The following is a 19,667-nucleotide window of genomic DNA, read 5'->3' on the forward strand; positions in this document are numbered from 1 at the left end:
GAGCGGTCGCAAAATCCAGGGAAATCCGCAGTATTCCGGAGGCGTTAGAGTATTTCCCGTTCAGACTGAATCAGTCTGAACGAAAAGGAATTGCTCAAAATATTGCATATAGAGCCATTTCTAATCGATCAGGTGTTGCCACCTGATCGGGAAAGGCCCTGGAGAGCGCTTTCCAGGCCAAGTGGAAACCAGTTTTCTGTTCGGAAACGCATCGAAACAATGACTTAGACCCACTCCGCAAGTCCGAGAAAAGCGGGACGGATCCAGGGGCTTTTCACAAGAAACAGGCTCCACAGGGCGACATTTGGATTTGCCAGCCCATCACGCGCTCTCATCGTCCGCTAAGCCGCGGGCCAACGCAGCCGCCGTTTCACGTTGAGCATCACGGTCGGGCGACGGCAGGGTCCTCCAAGTCAGCTCGGATTCGACGATGTATCTACGCGAGGTGACGTCGGTCTTCTCGACAAGCGGGACGATATGGGCGTGGGCGTGAGAGACATCCCCCCCGGTAAACATGAAGGCAACGCGTTCGACCGCATAAATACGCTTCTGCACCCGGGCCAATCGTTGGCCAAGATTAAGTATTTCGGCCCCCAATTCGTCCGGGAGAGTCTCAAAGGTTTCGTAGTGCTTGATCGGGATTATCTGAACGTGTCCTTCCCGAATCGGACCTATATCCAGGAAGGCAACGATCCGATCGTCGCGATAGACTTCATCGCTCGGAACCTCACCTGAGGCGATGCGACAAAACAGGCATTGACTGGGCGAGTGGCGATACCTGGGTGTCATGTAAACTCGGGCACATTTGGTAGATAGCGCAATTTTATCGGACACCGCGACGACACCAAGAGATGTCGTGCGAGCTTTTTGCGGCGGACGTCCAAGGACAATAACGACCGCTAGCTGTGTTCTGAACGCCGAACCGCCGCACAACCGGGTTGGATCTTATCGACGCCGCGCCAGCCATACGACCTAGACCTGCTCGAAGCCGGCCTGAACGAAAAGGAATTTGCTCAAACACTTGAATCTGAGCCCATTTCTTGTCGATCAGGTGAGCCCACCCGATCGGAAAAGGCTCTAGTATGCGTCGTTGTAGTTCCACCACCGGTAGGGCGCGTCCTGAGGGTAGCCGTCCGGGGAGCTTTCCCAGATCTCCTGTCGCCCGAACGCCGTCATGTCGAGCCACGACCATGTCGGGACGAACTGCTCGTCGCCACGTTCGTTGATAAAATACGTGCGGAAAATGCGATCTCCGTCCCGAACAAAAGCGTTGTGGCCATGCCACTCCGCAACGTCGAAATCGGCATCAAAATCGTCGGTCAACGTATACCACGGGATGTGACTCCAGCCCATTTTCGCCTTGATGCGGGTGAGATCCGCCTGCGGCCCGCGCGAGACATAGACGAAACTCGTTCCTCGCGCGCGGAGATGGGCAAGGTTGGGAATGTGATCGGCCATCAGCGAGCAGCCAACGCAGCCCTGGTCTGGCCATCTGCTGACACCCGGATCCATGAAGGCTCGATAGACGATGAGCTGGCGCCGGCCTTCGAAGAGGTCCCAAAGTGACACGTCCCCTTCCGGTCCCAGAAATCGATAGGATTTCCTGACTTCCATCCAAGGCATGCGTCGTCGCTCTGCGGCCAGAGCGTCTTTGGCGCGGGTCAACGCCTTTTCTTTTGCCAGCAAGGCAGCCCGGGCCGCATCCCATTCAGCGCGCGAAACGACGGGTGGAGTTTGCATGGCACTTCATCCTTTCTCCGTATCGGGTCCGCAAGCGCAAACGCGTCAGCCCTTCGGCATCTGATCAAACCGGGCCAGCACCGGATCGAGACTGTCCCAAGGCAAGGCGCGGCCTGCGTAGGTCACGAATTTCGGAGCGAACTGATCGGGGCTGTCCAGCAGCGCCGCGCTGATCGCCGTAACGTCGGGATTGGCAGGGAACGTCATGTGGGTCGGCGTGCCGCAATCCGGGCAGAACGCTTGATATTTCTCGTTTCCGCTGTCGGCGGTGACGGACCAGCTCCTAGTTTCACCATTGAGCTCCACTGCCTCGGGACCGGCGAACACCAAGAAAGAACTATGGCCCGTGCCAGAGCGAAGCTGGCAGTGCCTGCACTGGCAGTGCAGCTCGGCGACGGGGTCCCCCCTCGCCTCGATGCGGACGGCGCCGCAGGCGCAGCGGCCGGTACGGATCGTGCTCATGTCGATCTCCATGACCCGTTGGAGGTCCGGTTTCAGAGGCCCATACCGGTCCCGGTTTCGAGGAAAGATTTCATGCTGGACAGGACCAGCGGCCAGCCCTTGCCGATGCCCTTTGCCATGGGGCTACCGGGTTGGAGCTGATCGTGCGTGACGGTAAGCCGGACCATCCCGCCCTCCTGTTCTTCGATGTCGAAGATGACACGGCTTTCCTCGTCCGGATCGTCGGCCTTGGACACGGCCGACCAGGTGATAATCAGCTTGTGGGGCGGTTCGGCCTGAACGACCTTGCCGACGATTTCGACCGGCCGTTCGACGTTTGCGCGCACGTGCTCCCAGGTGGACCCCGGCCTCCAGTCGGAGACATTCTCATGCCCCCAGTAACGCCGCGCAATTTCGGGAGTGGTGATCGCCTCGTAGACCTTTTCCGGTGTCGTGCGGATGTAAGTCACGTAGACGAAGCTTGCGGACTTGTCGGCCATGTCTTCTTTCCTTTCGAGGCTGCGTTTGAGGTCGTAGAGCAGCTCGAGACGACCCGTTTCGAATTTATGGACCCACCGCTCGTAGACATCGTGCAACGGGACCGGGTTGATAAAGTGAAGCTTCTCCCGACCTCGGCGCGCGGTGCTGATCAGATTGGCCTCTTCGAGCAGGCCCAGATGCTGCGTCACGGACTGACGCGTCATCTCCATCGACTCGCACAGCTCGGTCAGCGTCCTGCCGTTCTTCAAGTGGAGTCGGTCCAAAAGCCGCCTGCGCGCGGGGTCACCCAGAGCCTTGAACACCTTGTCGGCGTCGGTTCGATCGTCTGTCATGGCCGATAATATGCAGGTAAATACCTGCATGTCAAGAGCAGGTGTTTACCTGCATAATGTGAGTCCACTTGGCGTGTGCCTGGCGCCTTTGCCCAAGCGAATACCTACTAACCCACTATCAATATTGATTTTTTGACTAATTCACGAACCGGAAGGCAGGGTATCGAGGCAACCGTCACAGCCGGGGATGCATTTTGTTGCTGCTATGTCTGCTCTCGGGCGTCTGCCCTGACGGCATGCGGACGAAAATTCGAAAATGACCGCACGCGATCGTTGCACCGTAATCCATGACCTACGGGCAACGCTGGCAAGCCTGTTCAGGCCGCTTTCCGGTAGTGCCACGCGGCGGCGAGCGCAGTGAGCCGGCGTAAGTGGGCGAAACGCCCGCCGCCCTTCGCTACCAGCTCGCCAACCGCCTGAGCTGCGGGGTCTTCTTCTGAGTGTGCTCGCTCATGCGGGCAAGCAGGCCTTGGAGCTCGTCCAGCGCGTCGAGCAGGAAGGGCCCCTTGTTCAGCATCACGCATTCCGCCCTGACCGACATGGCCGCATCGGTCAATTCCGCGCGGTTAGGCATGCCCTTTTTGACGAAATGCTCCATCACCTGGGTCGCCCAGATCACCGGCACCTGGGCTGCCTCTCCGATCCACAGGATCTCCTCCTGCATCTCGGCAAGCCGGGCAAACCCGATCTCGATCGCCAGATCGCCGCGCGCGATCATGACGGCAACCGGCTGGCGCGCGCCGGCGGCCACGACAATACCGGGCAGATTGCGCACGGCGCGTGCCGTCTCGATTTTCAAGACCAGCGCCAGGTCGGTCCACTCATCCGGGCGCGCCTCGGCGAGCGCGGCCTGAAGGGCGGCGACATCCGCCGTGCTTTGCACGAAGGAATATTCCACCGCGTCGGCGTGGGTGGCAACGAAGGCAAGATCGCGCCTGTCCTTTTCCGTCAACGCCGGGATGGTCAAATCGCTGTCGGGAAAGTTGAGACCCTTTTCCGGCTTCAGCTTGGCGCCGGCTGCGTCTGCGCGAATCACCCGCGCCGTCAACGCGCCGCCGCCGGTTTCCTCAACGATCGCGCCGATCTTGCCGTCGTCGATGAAGACGCGGTCGCCCGCCTTGGCCATGCCGAGCACGTCCGCATAGGAGCATTCCACCGCAGCCCCGCATTCGGAGGCTTTCGGGGCACTCAGGTCCCCCGGCGCGACGATCGCGATCCGCTGATCGGTGAAGATGCGCTTGCCGCCATCGCGAATCCGCACACCGCCGGTGCGGATCTTCGGGCCGGCGAGATCCATGAACACCCGCATCCGGTGGCCCGTCGCAGCCTCCGCCGAGCGGGCATGGTCGATCATCGCCTTCCAGGCGTCGGCGTCGTCGTGGGCGCAGTTGATACGAATGGCATCGACCCGCCGGTCGGCGAGCGCGCGCATGAACGAGGGATCGGAGGCCGCTTCGCTCGGGCAGGTGATCAAAAGTGCGGTGGGGCAGCGGCTGCTGCGCGGACCGAACAGGTGCGCCGCGCGGGCGCGCAGCCGCGTTTCGCCGGCAAAAAAGGTCGCCTCGTCGGCGTGAAGCGGTCCACCTTCTCCCGCGACCGCAGCCAGCGCGGCACGCACGGCGGAAAGAGTGGCGCGCACCCGGCTTTCCAGCCGTCCGAGCGAGGACAGCCCCATGCTCATGAGGGCGCGTTGCAGCGCGCGCAGGTCGTGGTGGCGCAGCGCCAGATAGGCTGCGAGGTTGTCCGCGCTCGGCGCGAAATCCGGCCGTATGTCGAACCGCTGCCAGCCGTCGGTCAACGCGCCGGCGTCCGCCGTCACCTGCGCGATCAGGCTGTCGATTTCGCGAAGAAGGTCGCCTGCGTCCGTCATGGCGCGATGTCCGTCCCGATTTTGGGGTCCGGATTCGGACATAAATGCCGCGCACGTCCGTTTTATGAAGCCGGACGAAGACGGGAAACCAGGAACGCAGAATGCCGGTCCCCCGAGCGCCACCTTGGGTAAGCGGCGCTCGGGTGGATCAAACCCGCGGGCAATCGTTTGCCCGTCGGACAGTCGTTACGCAGCGAGACGGACGTCGTCGTTCGCCGCGGCCGGGGCTTCGGCGTCGGTCGTGACGTCAAGCGGCTCGATTTCCGGCGTCCGCTCGAAGGTGCCGGCGGCAACCGCCATGATGTCGCTGCGGTGCAAACCGATGTCGCGCAGCTCGTGATCGGACAGCGCGGAAAGCTCGGTGTAGGTCACGTGCATGCGATGCATGTCGGCAATGGTGCCGGCGACGGAGCGGACGAAACCGACGACGCCATGGGCGGCATTGCGCACGAGACGGACGAATTCAGCGGACCGAAGATCGCGGGCGTTGGCTTCAATGGCCGCCAGATCGGTCGACGACACTTGGGTGTAGTTGGTCTTCATAGGATCGAATCTCTCTCACTCCGCGGCAGCGGATTGGTTGATGTTCGTTCCCCTCTGCGTCGTGAGATAATCGGTTCCGGCTCGAAGAAGTAGCGGGCAATGCTGCAACGCAGCAATGCGTCTAACGCGACCCTCGGGACCGCAATGGCGTCACAAAGCCAAGCCGCCCAATGCGGGCCCGCCCGCAAAGCGAACCGATAAGACCTTAATTCAAAAAACCGAGCCGACTTTCCCTGATACACCCGCCCACCAGCGCGCGACTGCGCGTCGGTCCTTAGACCGCCGTGTCCGGAGCGGAGCGGCGAAGCCGCGACAGCGTGGGGACAAAAGTGACGTCCCACTTTTCCTGGGAGGCGAAGCCAGCGCGCGACCGCGCGACGGCCGGAAAGGCCGCGTCCGCGCAGCCGCGAGCAACGCGAGCTGGCGCGAGCGAAAAGAACGCAAAACCGGTGCCCACTTTTCCTGGAACGGCTTTATCTTCACGCGTTTCCGGACGGAAAACCGGTGCCCACTTTTCCTGGAAACGCTTTACCCCGTGGTCTTTTCCCGGCTTGCCGCTTCCACCGACGCGACGGCCGTCATGTTCACGACGCCGCGGGCGGTGGTGGAGCGCGACACGATATAGGCCGGCTGGGCCGCGCCCAGCAGGATCGGCCCGACATGCAGCGCCTGGGTCGTCTCCTTCAGCAGCGTCATGGCGATGTTGGCCGCGTCAAGGTTCGGGAACACTAGCAGATTCGCCTCGCCGGTAAGCCTGCTCGACGGCATGGAGCGCCCGCGCACCAGCTCCGAGAGCGCGTCTTCGCCGGTCATCTCTCCGTCGACCTCGAGATCCGGCGCGGTGCGCCACAAGATCTCCGCCGCCTTGCGCATCTTCACCGCCGAGGCGGACGAGCGCGAGCCGAAGGTCGAGTGCGACAAAAGCGCGGCTTTCGGCGTGGTGCCGAAGCGGCGGACCTGGCGTGCGGCAAGCCGCGTCATGGCGGCAATTTCTTCCGCGGTGGGATCGTCGGTGACGGCGGTGTCCACCAGGAAGTAGGTGCCGGACTGGCCGGTGAGGATGGAGAGCGCGGCGTAACGGGCGGAGCCGTCCGCACAGCCGATGATTGCTTCCACGTCGCTCAGATAGTCGTCGAAGCGCCCCTCCAGGCCGCAGATCAGCGCATCCGCCTCGCCGCGCCTCAAGGCCAGCGCCCCGATCACCGTGGTGTTGGAACGCACCTCCGTGCGCGCCGCGTCCGGGGTGACTCCACTGCGCCCGACCAGGCTGAAATAAAGGTCGGAATAGTCACGGAAGCGCGGATCGTCTTCCGGATTGATGACTTCGATGGTCTCGTTCGGCTTCAGTCTCAGCCCATAGCGTTCCGCACGGGTCTCGATCACCTTGGGCCGGCCGATCAGGATCGGCTCGGCGAGCCCCTCCTCCTGCACGATCTGGACGGCCCGCAGTACGCGCTCGTCTTCGCCTTCCGCATAGACGATGCGCTGCTTGGCCGATTTCGCCTCCGCAAACAGCGGCTTCATCAACACGCCGGTCTTGAAGACGAACCGGTTGAGCCGATCGGCATAGGTGTCGAAATCGGTGATGGGCCGCACCGCGACACCGGAGTCCATGGCGGCCTTGGCCACCGCCGGCGCGATTCTCAAGATCAACCGCGGATCGAACGGCGACGGGATCAGATAGTCCGGCCCGAACGACCGGGTGACGCCGCCATAGGCCTTGGCGACCACCTCCGACGGCTCCTCCTTGGCAAGGTCGGCGATCGCCCGCACGGCCGCGCGCTTCATCTCTTCGTTGATCGCGGTCGCGCCGACATCGAGCGCGCCACGGAAGAGATAGGGAAAGCACAGGACGTTGTTGACCTGGTTCGGGAAGTCCGACCGGCCGGTGCAGATCATCGCGTCCGGACGCGCCGCGCGGGCGAGATCGGGCATGATTTCCGGCGTCGGATTCGCGAGCGCCATCACCAGCGGATGGTCCGCCATCCGCTTCACCATCTCCGGCTTCAAAAGCCCGCCGACCGACAGGCCGAGGAACATGTCGGCGCCGTCGATCACCTCGTCGAGGGTGCGCTTGTCGGTCTCCTGGGCGTAGACCTCCTTCCAGCGGTCCATGCTGGCCTCGCGGCCCTTGTAGACCACCCCGTCGATATCGCAGACCCAGATGTTTTCGCGTTTCGCCCCCAGCGAAACCAGGAGATTGAGGCAGGCGAGCGCCGCCGCGCCCGCCCCGGAGCAGACGATCTTGATGTCCTCGATCTTCTTGCCGGCGATCGCGAGGCCGTTGGTGGCGGCCGCCGAGACAATGATGGCGGTGCCGTGCTGGTCGTCGTGGAAGACCGGAATGTTCATCCGGGCCTTCAGCTTGTCCTCGATCTCGAAGCAGTCCGGGCCCTTGATGTCTTCCAGGTTGATGCCGCCGAAGGTCGGCTCCAGCGCGGCGACGACATCGCAGAACTTATCGATGTCGCGCTCTTCCACCTCGATATCGAAGACGTCGATGTTGGCGAATTTCTTGAAGAGAACCGCCTTGCCTTCCATCACCGGCTTACCGGCCAGCGCGCCGATGGTGCCAAGCCCCAGCACCGCCGTGCCGTTGGAGATGACCGCCACGAGATTGCCGCGGGCGGTGTAGTCGAGTGCTTTGGTGGGGTTTTCGGCGATTTCCAAGCAGGGGGCGGCCACGCCGGGGGAATAGGCAAGCGACAGATCGCGCTGGGTGGCGAGCGGCTTGATCGCCTGGATTTCCAGCTTACCGGGCCGCGGAAACTCGTGATAGCGCAGGGCTGCGTCGTCCAGTGTCTCCGTCGACGGTTTCATTTGCGACATGTGCGTTCTCCCCGACAACACCAGCTTCCGTTTCGCTCTTCGTAGCCGCCGCCGAGCAGGTTGAAAAGCGAAAGATCGGAGCGGTTTTGCGGCCGATCAGTCGCTTTCGCGCGGCCGCGGGTGGCGGATGTCGGGATCGGAAACAAGGGCGGCCCGCAGCAAGACCGCAAGCACGGCGGCGTTCAAAAGGTGCCATAGGAAATGGGTGCCGAGCGGGAAGCTCGCGCACACGGATGCGTCCAACACGCGGAAGGCCAGGGAGGCCGCGAAGATGCCGCCGGCGGCGACCATTGCCGCCCCCCGCGGATCGCCCTCTCCCACCAGAAGGGCCCCGAACCCTAGGAGCGCGATCAGCGGCGGCAGATAGCCGGCGGACCCGCCGAACAGGACCTCCAAGAGCGGAATGACAACGGCGGAGGCTGCCGCGAACAGGGCCAGACCAACAAGGACGAGGACCATCGACCAGCCCAGGAAGCGGCGCAGCGCAAGGAAGAAATAGAGGAACACGAACAAGCCGATCGGGATCGAGTCGGCGAGCATCGCCCAGCGCGTGGCTGCCGTGTGGAACAGGAAGGAGCCGACCGAGATCGCCGCCGTGAGCAGAATCAGGACCCCGACCAGCGCATCCGGAGGCCGCTTGCGCCACTCCAGTGCGGCCAGGATCGCAACCAGCAAGAATGCGCCGTTGGTGACGGCATTCAGCGGCTCCGTCCACAGACCTGGGCCCGTGCGTTCACAGTAGATATTGAAAGTCTGGCTCATCTGCGGCTCCAGAGGCCCACCGGTTCGGCCGCACCATGGCCGGATCGGTGGGCGATCGAAAACCCTGCATACACGATCGGATCCACCTACGATTCCGTGAAGCCCGCCACCATGGCCCGAAACGCGCTCTCAAATGGATGGATGCTTGAGCCCGCTCGCTGGCGGCGTCATGGTGCGCTCGACTTCCTTCCCACGCGCGGGACGACGGCCGACATCGCCGCGACGCCGCCGTTCGCCTGGAGAGCCTGTGATGTCGAAGCTCGACGAAACCCGCGCCTTCATTCCCGTCTCGATTGCCATTCTGACCGTGTCGGACACCCGCACGCTTGCGGAGGACCGTTCCGGCGACCTGCTCGCCGAGCGGATCGCGGCGGCGGGCCACTGGGTTGCCGACCGGGCCATCTGCCCCGACGAGATCGTGGAGATACGCTCCAAGGTGCGGGCCTGGACCACTGATCCTCAGATCGACGTGGTAATCACCACCGGCGGCACCGGCTTCACCGGCCGCGACGTCACGCCGGAGGCCGTCACCCCGCTGTTCGACAAAACCATGGACGGGTTTTCCGCGGTCTTCCACCAGATCTCGATGCAGTCGATCGGTGTCTCGACGGTACAATCGCGCGCGACCGCCGGGGTCGCCCATGCCACCTTCGTGTTCGTCCTACCGGGATCGACAGGCGCCTGCCGCGACGCCTGGGACGGCATCCTGAAGGCGCAGCTCGACTACCGCCACATGCCGTGCAATTTCGTGGAGATCATGCCGCGGCTGTCGGAAAGCCTACGCCGCGGCGCATCGAAGGGCGAAGGCCGCACGGCATAAATCCCGCGCCAGAGCTCCCGGCACACGCGGCGCCACGAGTTGGCGCGAGCTAACCTGAACGCTATTTTTCATCGCAATCCCGAACGGAAAACCGGTTCCCACTTTTCCTGGGGTTGGCTCTCTTCCCCGCTAAGCTAGGCGCGAAGCCAGTTTCCACTTTCGCCGGCTTAGCTTGAGCCAGCGCGCGCCGCCCACCTGGAACCGGTGAGAAAAGCGAACTCGATGCGAGGGGAAACAACTAGCGAAGCCAGCGGAACCGCGTGCCGGCCATTGTTTCTGACGCGTTTCCGAACTGCGAACCGGTTTCCCTTTCGCCTGGAAACGCTCAGGGCCGCGCCCGCGCAGCCGCGAGCTGACGTGAACGCTATTTTTTCGCAATCCCGAAGGAAAACCGGTTCCCACTTTTCCTGGGATTGCTTCAGCTATGCTGCGGCTGGACCAGCGCGCGAGAGCGCAGCACCGAGAGCTTACGCCAGCCGAGCAGCGCTCCGATCAAGGCCATGCCGCCGCCCTCGCGAGCAAGCAACCGATGTGCGGCTGTTCGATGCGCCAGAAGCCCCTGCTCGGGCACCGGCATGCCCAGGAGATGGCCGCGCACGGCCACGACCGCCTGGGAGATCCGCTTCGGACGCGCGAACTCGTCGAAGGCGAACCGGAAGACGGCCCGCTGCTCTTCGCTGCGGCCGGCGCGTTCTGTCCCGTCGATGAAAGAGCCGACCTCGCGCTGCCAGCCCGGTTCCAGCGCCACGGTGGGCTCCAGCACCAGCACCCAGGTGCCGCGTTCCACGACCGCGAGTGCGGCTTCCACCCGTGCCTGGCGCGGTGTGTCTTGGCTGACGATCCGGCAGCCCGCCGCGTCGGCGACCTGTGCTGTGCCGTCGCTGGAGCAGCGGTCGGCGACGATCACTTCGGCAACGACCCCGTCGACGGCGCCCGGAACCAGTGCGGCCAGGCAGCGCGCCAGCGCCAGTTCATTGTTCTGTGTCGGAATAATGACGCTCAGCATAATCGGGTTTTATCATGGTGCGGCGCACAAGGCGAGCGTCTTACGTCTAGAAATTGCGCACGCCCGATGGAACGCCATGCAGGCTGACCATTCGCAAGGCGCAGGATCGCACGCCCAAGACAAACCACCCTGCCGCCGAAGCGCGATACCCGCCGCGTGCGTTCCGCAGCGCATTTTCGCTCGCTTGCACCCCGCCGCTCGAAAGGAAATGGCCGGTTTTTAAAAGGTTGCGCCACACCTCTTCGGTCGGATCGGCCTAACCCGAACAGGAAGGCTCTAGGAATGATGTCTCTTGCGGAACGCCAATGTTCCTGTATTGTTCTCTTATCGACTCCGGCCCGATCGCCCGTGTGAACGACCTAGAGCCGAGTGATGACAGACCATGGCGATCGGCCGCTCAGATGGAAACATCTGGCGACAAAAATGGCTACCGGTTCAGTAGCTTGAGCGATTTCTTTTCGTTCGGATGGAGTCGATCTGAACGGGAGACGCTCTCGTGCAAGCCCATGAGGTGGCGGAATGAATGCCCCTTTGCGACAGCCTCTCGATCCCGGCGCGGATGCCTTCGCCCTCGTATCCCACGATGGCTCGGCTGCCACCGTCGACAAACACCGGAAGACGCGGACAGAGCGAGTGGACGTGCCGGCCGGCGAGACGCCGTTCGGCGCCCGGCTCGACAGCCAGCGCCGGCGAGGGCGCGGTGCGGCCGTCAATCCGGCCGGGCGCTATGAGCCGACCGCGACGGAAGCCGTGGACGACGGCTGGGAAAGCCTCGGCGAACTGCCGGCTCTCAAGACTGAAGTGCGGCTGGAAAGCCCGCGCTCTGTGCTCACGCGCAACGAGTCGCCCGATATCGGCTTCGACCGGTCCATCAATCCCTATCGCGGCTGTGAGCATGGCTGCGTCTACTGTTTCGCGCGGCCGAGCCATGCCTATCTCGGTCTCTCGCCCGGGCTGGACTTCGAAACGCGCCTGACGGCCAAGCCGGGGGCAGCGGCCGTTCTGGAGCGCGAACTCGCCAAGCCCCGCTATCAGCCGAAAACAATTGCGATCGGCACCAACACCGATCCCTATCAGCCGATCGAACGGGAATATAAGATCACCCGCGAGATCCTGGAGGTGCTGGATCGGACCAACCATCCGGTCGGGATCGTGACCAAGTCAGCGCTCGTTTTGCGCGATATCGACATTCTGGAGCGCATGGCCAAGCGCGGGCTGGTCAAGGTCGCGATCTCCGTGACCACCCTCGACCGCAAGCTGGCCCGGGCGATGGAGCCGCGCGCCGCCACGCCGGAAAAGCGGATCGCCACGCTTGAAGCGCTGTCGGCCGCCGGTATCCCGACCAGCGTCATGGTCGCGCCGATCGTCCCGGCGCTCAACGATGCCGAGATCGACACCATCCTGGAGCGAGCCGCCGCGGCCGGCGTCAAGGAAGCCGGCTACATCCTGCTGCGTCTGCCGCTCGAAGTGACCGACGTCTTCAAGGACTGGCTGTTGCGCAACTATCCCGACCGCTATCGCCGGGTGCTCTCGATCATCCGGGCCATGCGCGGCGGCAAGGATTATGATGCGACGTTCGGCAAGCGGATGAAAGGCGAAGGCCCCTATGCCTGGACCCTCGGCCGCCGGTTCGAACTCGCCGCCAAGCGCAACCGGCTGAACTTGGAGCGGAGCCGGCTTCGGACCGACCTGTTCGTGCCGCCGCTCGGCGACGGCTGCCAGCTCAGCTTGTTCTAGGCGGTAGCGGGAACCGGTTCGTCGCCCGGAAACATTTTCGAAACAATAATTTAGACCCGCTCCGTTATTATGAGTAAAGCGGAGCGGGTCTTGCCGGCACTCCTCGCCGATCATCCGTCGCCCATGAAATTCTCAGGGGACGGATCGTCGCGCGCACGACCCCACGGGTTTGCGCCGGCTCTCGGAGCGGGCACCATGGCGGCGCTGATTCGAGACCGTTCGCCGACCGAGATGCCCGCCGAAGCACCGCACGCCCCCTCCCCCGATCCGGGTTTCGACCGCAAGGCTCGCCGCCGCTGCGGCGGACCGGTGTGCGGCGTCGACGAGGCGGGTCGCGGCCCTTGGGCCGGCCCCGTGGTGGCCGCCGCCGTGACGCTGCCCGACCGCCTTCGGGTCAAGGGAATCGCCGATTCCAAGGTGCTCACTGCGGACCGCCGGCTCGCCCTCTACGGCGAGATCGTCGCCTGCGCCGACGTCTCCGTCACCATCGCCTCGTCGAATCGCATCGACGCCATGAACATCCGCGAAGCGACGCTGTGGGCGATGACGCGGGCCGTCGCCGGCCTGGCGGAGCGGCCTCAGCTCGCGCTGGTGGATGGGCGCGACGTGCCGACCGGTCTTGGCTGTGCCGGTGAGGCGATCATCGACGGCGACGCTCTTTCAACCGCCATCGCGGCGGCCTCCATCGTCGCCAAGGTCACCCGCGACCGGCTGATGACCCAACTTGCTCTGTCCTTTCCCGACTACGGGTTCGAGCGCCACAAGGGCTACGGCACCAAGGACCATCAGACCGCGCTCGCCCGGCTCGGACCCACCATCCACCACCGCCGCTCCTTCCGCCCGATCCGCCTGATCCTGGAGCAGGCGAACGGCGACGCGGTCGCTGACGGCGCCGACTTCACCGGCTGTTAACCTTAACGGCGCGACAGTGCCGCCATGCGACGCGGGACGTGCCCCCTTTGCCCGCGCCGGACACTGCCGGAGTCCGTTTCCATGCCCGCACTGAGCCGTCGTTCAGGTCCGCTCCGCACCAAGCCCGAGCCGCGGCCCCACCGCGAAGCGGCGAGCTGGCACGCCGCAGACGAGCGCTTGACCGAATCGGAAGGCCGGCACAACAACAGCCGCACGGAAAACATGCGCCGATGGCTCGCTGCCGGATCGCTCGACAACGAAGTCGGCGATATCAGCACAACCGTCGACCGCCTGATTTCGGCCCTGGACACGCGGGACTCGATGTCACAGTCGAACCAGCCATCGAACGCGGAAACCGCCTCCGGTCCTGCCCGGTCGCGCGACGACGACCTGAACGACGATCTCTCCTTCCGCGAGGACGCCGATTTCGGCGAGGTCGCCCGCCGCATCGCCAACTTCCGCCGCTCCCGTCCCGATCCGCTCACCAACGAGCCGGACGAGCGCTATCGCCGACCTCAGGACGAGCCGCTCCGGCGCGCAACCCGGCGCAGCTTCACCGACGCGCCCGAGCGCCCAACTCCTGCGGCGCGGGTCGCCACGCCGTCCGAACCCTCTCGCACCGGCGACTGGAACCTGAACTGGCGCGATTATCTGGAAGAAGAGCGAGGCCGCCCCGCCCCAGCCGAACCAGAGGCGCCTGAATTCGTCGATGCCGAGCCGCCGGCCGACTGTCCCACGATCGAATCCGTGCTCCAGGACCGTCTCGCCGCCTTGCGGGCCCACGCCTCGGCGACGGCGCCTTCGCCTCCCGCCGCGCCCCGCACCAGCGACGCCGACCTTGCCCCCGCAGTCGCCTTCGCCCGAGCGCTACTGGGCGATGAAGCGGACGACCTCGACTTTCTGTCCGAAGAGCCAGAAACGCCCGAAGCCTACTCGGAGGCGCCGGACACGGAGCCGGAAGACGCCGGATCGGCGGAGTGGGACGTTTCCGACGAAGATCTCGACCCGGCCGCAGCCGATACGGACACCGATGCCATGCCGTCGCACGATTTCGCCGCTTGGGCCGCGCTCGCCGTCCTCCAGAAGGAGCAGGAGCGCGCCCGCGAGGAACGCGCCGCCGCCACCGACAGCGCCGCCCGCGCCGAGGAACGCGCCCAGGCGACCGCCGATCGGATCGAAGGTCTGGCCGAGCGGCTGGACCGAATCCAAGCGGTGGATTTCGAAGCCCGCTTCGACCGGATCGAAGCCATCGACTTCGAAACGCGCTTCAATCAGATCGAACAGCGGCTGGCGGAGCCCGCCCCCATGCCCGAAACCGTCGATCTCGCCCCGCTGTCGGAAAGGCTCCGCGCGCTGGAAGACCGGATCACGGACATCGAACGCGTGGCCACGGAGCGCCACGAGTCGATTTGCGCGATGCTGGCCGATCTCGCCGACAAGGTGGCGAAGCAGCCCGATCCGAGCGAACGCCTCGACGCGATCGAACTCGACCTCGACGCGCTCGCCCGCCATGCCGAGGCGCACGCCACCAATCTGCATTCGCTGGAGGTTCTGGCGGATGCGGTGGAACGGCTTGAGGCCCGACTAGCCGCCCAAGAGCGCGCGCCGGTGCCGCGCGACCCCGATCCGCGCGCCTATCCATCCCGGCCAATGGGGCCAGCCTATCCGCTCGAGGACTATATCGTCTCCGGCTACGTCACGCCCGGGAACGACGCCTACTCCGGCCGACCTGCGCGCAGCGACCGGTTCGGAAATCCGAACAGCGATCCGCATTCGAGCAATCCTGGCGTGACGTCCGGTCGCGCCATGAACGAGCGGGAGGCGATCCTTGAGCGCTATCGGCGCCAGACCCGCCGCAGCGCTTAGGGTCCTGACCCTGGCGCATGGGACGACGGAGGTGTTTCAATACGCCCCGTCATGCGCCTTCGGTGACGCCTTCCCCAGCAGCAATTGCCGGCGCGGGCATTGACAATCGGCGCCCAGAAAGCGCTTAACTGCGGGCACATCAGCCTACATTAGCCTTACCTCATATACCGCCAGCGACACCGAAGCTCATGGAAATCTATCTCCCTATCGCGGAACTTCCCGTGAGTGTGTTCACGGTGTTCGCGATGGGTGGTGCGGTCGGCTTCATTTCCGGCCTGTTCGGTGTTGGCGGCGGGTTCCTGCTCACGCCGCTGTTGATCTTCTCCGGCATTCCTCATCCGGTCGCGGTCGCGACCGTAACGCCGCAGATCGTCGCCTCTTCGGCCTCTGGCGCGCTGTCTTACTGGCGCCGAAGATTGATCGACGTGAAGCTGGCGCTGTTTCTGTTCACGGCCGGCGCGATCGGGGCCGCCTTTGGCGCGTGGCTGTTTGCCATTCTGGAGCGCGCGGGCCAGCTCAACCTGGTCATCAGCCTGGCCTACACGGTGTTTCTTGGCTCCATCGGCACCTTGATGCTGACAGAAGCCGTGGGCGCCATCTTGAAGGCGCGGCGCGCCCGCAAGTCCGGCCGCAAGCCGCAGCCGGCGCGCCGGTCGGGGCAGCACAACTGGATCCACCGGCTCCCGATCAAGGTCCGCTTCCGCCAGTCCCGGCTCTATATCAGCATCATTCCCGTGCTGGTGATCGGTGGCTCGATCGGCTTTCTCGGCACGCTATTGGGCATCGGCGGCGGCTTCATCATGGTGCCGGCGCTGATCTATCTCTTGCGGGTGCCCACCAACGTGGTGATCGGTACCTCGCTGTTGCAGATCCTGGGGACGATGGCGGTGGCCACCGTGCTCCATTCCGTCAACACCAAGACCGTCGACGTAGTGCTTGCGCTGATCCTGATGGTCGGGGGCGTGATCGGAGCGCAGTTCGGCGCGTCTTTCGGGCTCAAGCTGCGCGGCGAGCATCTGCGCGCCCTCTTGGGCTTGCTCGTTCTCGGGGTCGGGGTCCGCTTCCTGGTCAACCTGATGCTGACGCCGGATCACCTTTATTCGATGACGATTCTGGGCGGAGGCTAAACGCTGTGGCGGTCGCCCCGGCACAACTGGCCCGCATGATCGGCGCCGCCTGCGCGCCGGTCCTGGCGCTTGCCGCCGGCGCGCTCGGGCTTGCCGCCCCGGCGTCGGCGGAAAGCATCGTCGCCAGTCTGTCCGCTCCGCGCGTGGAGATCACGTCGAATTTCGCGGGTGCGGAAATCAGCGTTTTCGGGGTCGTCCAGCGCGACGCGCAGACGATCGCCCGTCGGGGCGGCTATCAGGTCGCCATCACCATCGCCGGCCCCACCGAGGATGTTGTGCTCAGGCGCAAGGACCGCGTCGCCGGCATCTGGGTGTCGGGCGAAGCCCAGTCCTTTCCCGACGTCCCGTCGTTCTATTCGATCCAGTCCACGGCGCCGATCGACGACATCGCCTCCCCGCTGGTGGCACGCGAGCTGAAACTCGGGCTGCTCTATGTCGGCCATGGCGGCCAGCCGCGCGGTGGCATCGCGGCCCGTGAACCCTACCGCAATGCGCTCGTGGACCTGAAACGCGAACAGGGCCTCTATGTGGAAGAGGCCGGCTCGGTGCAGTTTCTGACGGACACCTTCTTTCGCGCCACGGCCAGCTTTCCGGCCGCGGTGCCAGACGGCCTTTACACCGTGACGGTGCATCTGTTTGCCGACCAGGCTCATCTGGCCGACGAGTCGCTGGATCTCGTGGTGGCCAAAAGCGGCTTTGAACAGCGCATGTATGTCTTTGCCCAGGACGACAGCCTGCTCTACGGCCTGTTCGTCGTCGCCGTCGCACTCTTGACGGGATGGCTCGGGGGCGTTCTGTTCCGTCGAGACTAATTTTCGTTCTTGGCGGAGACCAGCGATGGCAAACGGATCGGCACGCAACCTCGCCTCCGCGGGAGGTGTCCCGCCGCTCGCCCGCACGATTTCGCTGGTCGGAGCGATTCCGATCGCCGCCGGGGCGGTGTTGTTGTGGATCGGAGCGATCGGCGGACTGACCGGCGAGTTCGTGTCGGTTGCACTCAAAGGCTATTCGGCGGTGATCCTGTCGTTCCTGGGCGGCGTCCACTGGGGCCTTGCCCTCGCCGCCTCCGATCCGGGATCGCGCAACCGGGAGCTCCTGGTCTCTATCGTGCCGGCCCTGGTGGGCTGGGTCGCGATCCTGTTCGTGCCGAAGGTCGCGCTGATGGTGCTGACCATCGCCTTCGTCGCCCAGGGCCTGTTCGACATCTGGATCGCGCTCAAGGACCACGCGCCGAACTGGTATGCGCGGCTGCGTGCCGAAATGACCGCGATCGTCTGCGTGATCCTGCTCATCGCCTGGCTGGCGCTTTAGATCATAGGCCCGTTCCGCTTTTCTCGGACTCGCGGAGTGGGTCTACGCTCTTGTTTCGGCGCGTTTCCACACGGCCAACCGGTTTCCACTTGGCCTGGAAGGCTCCGGAACCGTTTCCGCTCAGTTGGAACCGTCTGAGCGGAAAAGGCTCTAGCTGAGATCCTTGGCCTGGCCGATCCAGTTATCGCGCAGGATACGGCCGGGGAATCCGATCTCGCGATGGATTTCCTCGATCGCCTCGGCGTCGAGCGCGGCGAGCTGATCGAAATGATAGATGCCGAGACCGTTGAGGCGTTCGGCGATGCGCGGACCAATGCCCTGGATCCGGGTCAGGTCGTCCGCCGTTCCGCGCGGAGCGTCAAGGCGCACGGCGGCCAGGCCCGTCCTCGGAGCCGGCTCGCTCGCCTTCTTCCGCTTCTTCTTCTCCGGCTTTGCGGCCTTTTCCGGCTTGGCTTCCGCTTTGACCCTCGGTTCCGGGGCAGGCGCACTGACCGCCTCCGCCGGCTCCACCGCCTGGACCGGAGCGGCGACTTCGGCACTCACCGCGGCCTCCGGTGTCACCGCCGGGGTCGCCCCCCCCCCCTGGCCGACCATCTTCGACCAGTACGCGCTTTCGTTGCGCCGGCGCGAACCGTCATGGCTCAAAATGAAGTCGGCGATGCGCGGGCAGATTTCGGAGCGGAAACGCGAGCCGTTGAAGACGCCATAATGGCCGACGTTGGGCTGCACATAGTGGGCCCGCCGGTCCTCCGGCAGGTTGACCGCCAGCCGATGCGCGGCCTCTGTCTGGCCCACCCCGGAGATGTCGTCCTTTTCGCCTTCGACGGTAAAGAGCGCGGTCGATTGGATCGCCTCCGGGCGTACCGGCCGTCCGCGATGAGTGAAGGTTCCGTTGGGCAGATCGTGGCCAACGAACACCCGCTCCAGGGTCTGAAGGTAGAACTCCGCCGTCAGGTCCATCACGGCGAGATACTCGTCGTAGAAATCGCGGTGCTTTTCGGCGGAATCGCCGTCGCCCTGAACCAGATGGTGGAAATAGTCGTGGTGCGCCGTCATGTGGCGGTCCAGGTTCATGCTCATGAACCCGGTGAGCTGCAGAAAGCCCGGATAGACCTCCCGCATGAAGCCCGGATGCGGGAACGGCACCCGCATGATCACGTTGCGCCGGAACCAGCCCAGATCGTGCTGCTTGGCAAGATCGTTGACCGCGGTCGGGTTGACCTGGGTGTCGATCGGCCCGCCCATCAGCGTCATCGAGGACGGCACGAAGGCGTCCTTGTCCTCTTCCATCAGCGCGACCGCCGCGAACACCGGCACCGCCGGCTGGCACACCGCAATCACGTGGGTGTCGCCGCCCAGGACGTGGAGGATGGAAATCACGTAGTCGATATAGTCGTCGAGATCGAACTGGCCGTCGGTCAAAGGCACCATGCGGGCGTCGACCCAGTCGGTAATATAGACGTCGTGTCCCGGCAGCAGCGCCTCGACCGTCCCTCGCAGAAGCGTGGCATAGTGGCCGGACATCGGCGCCACCACGAGCACCTTCGGATCCGCCGGGCGTCCTTTCGGCACGTCGCGAACGAAGTGCAGCAGCCGGCAGAACGGCCGCTCCCAGACGATCTCCTCGTGCACCGGCACCTTGACGCCGCTGACCGTGGTCTCCTCCAAGCCGAACGCCGGCTTGCCGTAGCGCCGCGTCACGCGCTCGAACAGCTCGCCCGCCGCCGCCACGCTCTTGCCGAACACGGTGTGGGCCAGCGGGTTGAGCGGATTGCGGAAATAGAGACGGGTCGCATCCGCAGCCGCACGCCAGGGGCTCAACGCCGCATGGTTCAACTCGTAAAGTTCATAGTACACGGAAAGTCTTCCC

Annotated in this window: 16 protein-coding genes and 2 pseudogenes; 7 read left to right on the forward strand and 11 right to left on the reverse strand. The window is 64.6% G+C overall.

Going from position 1 to position 19,667, the window contains the following annotated elements; translation table 11 throughout:
- Nucleotides 1–321: 321 nt before the first annotated feature.
- The 9 genes and pseudogenes from HNS03_RS04880 to HNS03_RS04920 all read right to left on the reverse strand — a co-directional run bounded on the left by HNS03_RS04880 (nt 322) and on the right by HNS03_RS04920 (nt 9,018).
- On the reverse strand, nt 322–789 hold the full coding sequence (locus HNS03_RS04880) for an HIT family protein (protein ID WP_367193554.1): 468 nt from the start codon (nt 787–789) through the stop codon (nt 322–324).
- A gap of 288 nt (nt 790–1,077) precedes the next feature.
- A complete protein-coding gene (locus HNS03_RS04885) occupies nt 1,078–1,740 on the reverse strand; it encodes a DUF899 domain-containing protein (protein ID WP_367193556.1) in 663 nt (220 codons plus the stop codon).
- 45 nt (nt 1,741–1,785) lie between these two features.
- Nucleotides 1,786–2,202 (reverse strand): GFA family protein, encoded by a 417-nt coding sequence (locus HNS03_RS04890; protein ID WP_367193558.1) that lies wholly within the window; start codon nt 2,200–2,202, stop codon nt 1,786–1,788.
- Nucleotides 2,203–2,234: 32 nt separating this feature from the next.
- Nucleotides 2,235–3,044, reverse strand: coding sequence for an ArsR/SmtB family transcription factor (locus tag HNS03_RS04895; protein ID WP_367193560.1), 810 nt, complete (start codon nt 3,042–3,044; stop codon nt 2,235–2,237).
- Nucleotides 3,045–3,411: 367 nt separating this feature from the next.
- Nucleotides 3,412–4,884 carry a pyruvate kinase gene (locus HNS03_RS04900; protein WP_367193561.1) on the reverse strand — a complete coding sequence of 491 codons (1,473 nt, stop codon included), beginning with the start codon at nt 4,882–4,884 and terminating at the stop codon, nt 3,412–3,414.
- 276 nt (nt 4,885–5,160) lie between these two features.
- Nucleotides 5,161–5,280 (reverse strand): annotated as a pseudogene (locus HNS03_RS04905) (DUF1127 domain-containing protein); the annotation flags it as partial.
- A gap of 18 nt (nt 5,281–5,298) precedes the next feature.
- Nucleotides 5,299–5,427, reverse strand: a pseudogene (locus tag HNS03_RS04910) (RSP_7527 family protein); the annotation flags it as partial.
- Nucleotides 5,428–5,955: 528 nt separating this feature from the next.
- On the reverse strand, nt 5,956–8,256 hold the full coding sequence (locus HNS03_RS04915) for an NADP-dependent malic enzyme (RefSeq protein ID WP_367193563.1): 2,301 nt from the start codon (nt 8,254–8,256) through the stop codon (nt 5,956–5,958).
- A gap of 96 nt (nt 8,257–8,352) precedes the next feature.
- The gene (locus tag HNS03_RS04920; RefSeq protein ID WP_367193565.1) at nt 8,353–9,018 is read right to left on the reverse strand and encodes a hypothetical protein; all 666 of its coding nucleotides are present in this window, start codon (nt 9,016–9,018) and stop codon (nt 8,353–8,355) included.
- 250 nt (nt 9,019–9,268) lie between these two features.
- Here HNS03_RS04920 and moaB point away from each other — a divergent pair, with 250 nt between their 5' ends.
- Nucleotides 9,269–9,838: a molybdenum cofactor biosynthesis protein B gene (moaB, locus tag HNS03_RS04925; RefSeq protein WP_367193566.1), complete on the forward strand. Its 570-nt coding sequence runs from the start codon at nt 9,269–9,271 to the stop codon at nt 9,836–9,838.
- Between the two features lie 418 nt (nt 9,839–10,256).
- On the opposite strand, the gene HNS03_RS04930 is transcribed toward moaB, so the two are convergent.
- On the reverse strand, nt 10,257–10,844 hold the full coding sequence (locus HNS03_RS04930) for a glycosyltransferase (protein WP_367193568.1): 588 nt from the start codon (nt 10,842–10,844) through the stop codon (nt 10,257–10,259).
- A gap of 519 nt (nt 10,845–11,363) precedes the next feature.
- Between HNS03_RS04930 and HNS03_RS04935 the strand changes: the two genes are divergently transcribed.
- The 6 genes from HNS03_RS04935 (at nt 11,364) to HNS03_RS04960 (ending at nt 17,797) form a co-directional block, all read left to right on the forward strand.
- The gene (locus HNS03_RS04935; RefSeq protein ID WP_367193569.1) at nt 11,364–12,581 is read left to right on the forward strand and encodes a PA0069 family radical SAM protein; all 1,218 of its coding nucleotides are present in this window, start codon (nt 11,364–11,366) and stop codon (nt 12,579–12,581) included.
- 195 nt (nt 12,582–12,776) lie between these two features.
- Nucleotides 12,777–13,493, forward strand: coding sequence for a ribonuclease HII (locus tag HNS03_RS04940; RefSeq protein WP_367193571.1), 717 nt, complete (start codon nt 12,777–12,779; stop codon nt 13,491–13,493).
- Nucleotides 13,494–13,574: 81 nt separating this feature from the next.
- Nucleotides 13,575–15,359, forward strand: coding sequence for a hypothetical protein (locus HNS03_RS04945; protein WP_367193573.1), 1,785 nt, complete (start codon nt 13,575–13,577; stop codon nt 15,357–15,359).
- A 188-nt stretch (nt 15,360–15,547) separates the two neighbouring features.
- Nucleotides 15,548–16,486 (forward strand): sulfite exporter TauE/SafE family protein, encoded by a 939-nt coding sequence (locus tag HNS03_RS04950; RefSeq protein ID WP_367193574.1) that lies wholly within the window; start codon nt 15,548–15,550, stop codon nt 16,484–16,486.
- A gap of 5 nt (nt 16,487–16,491) precedes the next feature.
- A complete protein-coding gene (locus tag HNS03_RS04955) occupies nt 16,492–17,298 on the forward strand; it encodes a TIGR02186 family protein (RefSeq protein WP_367193576.1) in 807 nt (268 codons plus the stop codon).
- A gap of 25 nt (nt 17,299–17,323) precedes the next feature.
- Nucleotides 17,324–17,797 carry a DUF3429 domain-containing protein gene (locus HNS03_RS04960; protein ID WP_367193578.1) on the forward strand — a complete coding sequence of 158 codons (474 nt, stop codon included), beginning with the start codon at nt 17,324–17,326 and terminating at the stop codon, nt 17,795–17,797.
- A 150-nt stretch (nt 17,798–17,947) separates the two neighbouring features.
- Here the strand turns inward: HNS03_RS04960 and phaZ are convergent, their stop codons facing one another.
- Nucleotides 17,948–19,654, reverse strand: a complete 1,707-nt coding sequence (gene phaZ, locus HNS03_RS04965) for a polyhydroxyalkanoate depolymerase (protein WP_367193580.1) — start codon at nt 19,652–19,654, stop codon at nt 17,948–17,950.
- Nucleotides 19,655–19,667: the final 13 nt, after the last annotated feature.

Source organism: Amorphus sp. 3PC139-8 (genome assembly GCF_040750475.1).
GTDB lineage: Bacteria > Pseudomonadota > Alphaproteobacteria > Rhizobiales > Amorphaceae > Amorphus.

What these genes read in the sequence shown, in the direction of transcription:
- HNS03_RS04950 (WP_367193574.1), top strand. Translation starts at nt 15,548, where the DNA reads ATGGAAATCTATCTCCCTATCGCGGAACTTCCCGTGAGTGTGTTCACG.
- HNS03_RS04900 (WP_367193561.1), bottom strand. Translation starts at nt 4,884, where the DNA reads ATGACGGACGCAGGCGACCTTCTTCGCGAAATCGACAGCCTGATCGCG.
- HNS03_RS04940 (WP_367193571.1), top strand. Translation starts at nt 12,777, where the DNA reads ATGGCGGCGCTGATTCGAGACCGTTCGCCGACCGAGATGCCCGCCGAA.
- HNS03_RS04920 (WP_367193565.1), bottom strand. Translation starts at nt 9,018, where the DNA reads ATGAGCCAGACTTTCAATATCTACTGTGAACGCACGGGCCCAGGTCTG.
- HNS03_RS04960 (WP_367193578.1), top strand. Translation starts at nt 17,324, where the DNA reads ATGGCAAACGGATCGGCACGCAACCTCGCCTCCGCGGGAGGTGTCCCG.
- HNS03_RS04895 (WP_367193560.1), bottom strand. Translation starts at nt 3,044, where the DNA reads ATGCAGGTATTTACCTGCATATTATCGGCCATGACAGACGATCGAACC.
- HNS03_RS04930 (WP_367193568.1), bottom strand. Translation starts at nt 10,844, where the DNA reads ATGCTGAGCGTCATTATTCCGACACAGAACAATGAACTGGCGCTGGCG.
- HNS03_RS04945 (WP_367193573.1), top strand. Translation starts at nt 13,575, where the DNA reads ATGCCCGCACTGAGCCGTCGTTCAGGTCCGCTCCGCACCAAGCCCGAG.
- HNS03_RS04915 (WP_367193563.1), bottom strand. Translation starts at nt 8,256, where the DNA reads ATGTCGCAAATGAAACCGTCGACGGAGACACTGGACGACGCAGCCCTG.
- HNS03_RS04885 (WP_367193556.1), bottom strand. Translation starts at nt 1,740, where the DNA reads ATGCAAACTCCACCCGTCGTTTCGCGCGCTGAATGGGATGCGGCCCGG.
- HNS03_RS04935 (WP_367193569.1), top strand. Translation starts at nt 11,364, where the DNA reads ATGAATGCCCCTTTGCGACAGCCTCTCGATCCCGGCGCGGATGCCTTC.
- HNS03_RS04890 (WP_367193558.1), bottom strand. Translation starts at nt 2,202, where the DNA reads ATGAGCACGATCCGTACCGGCCGCTGCGCCTGCGGCGCCGTCCGCATC.
- HNS03_RS04880 (WP_367193554.1), bottom strand. Translation starts at nt 789, where the DNA reads ATGACACCCAGGTATCGCCACTCGCCCAGTCAATGCCTGTTTTGTCGC.
- moaB (WP_367193566.1), top strand. Translation starts at nt 9,269, where the DNA reads ATGTCGAAGCTCGACGAAACCCGCGCCTTCATTCCCGTCTCGATTGCC.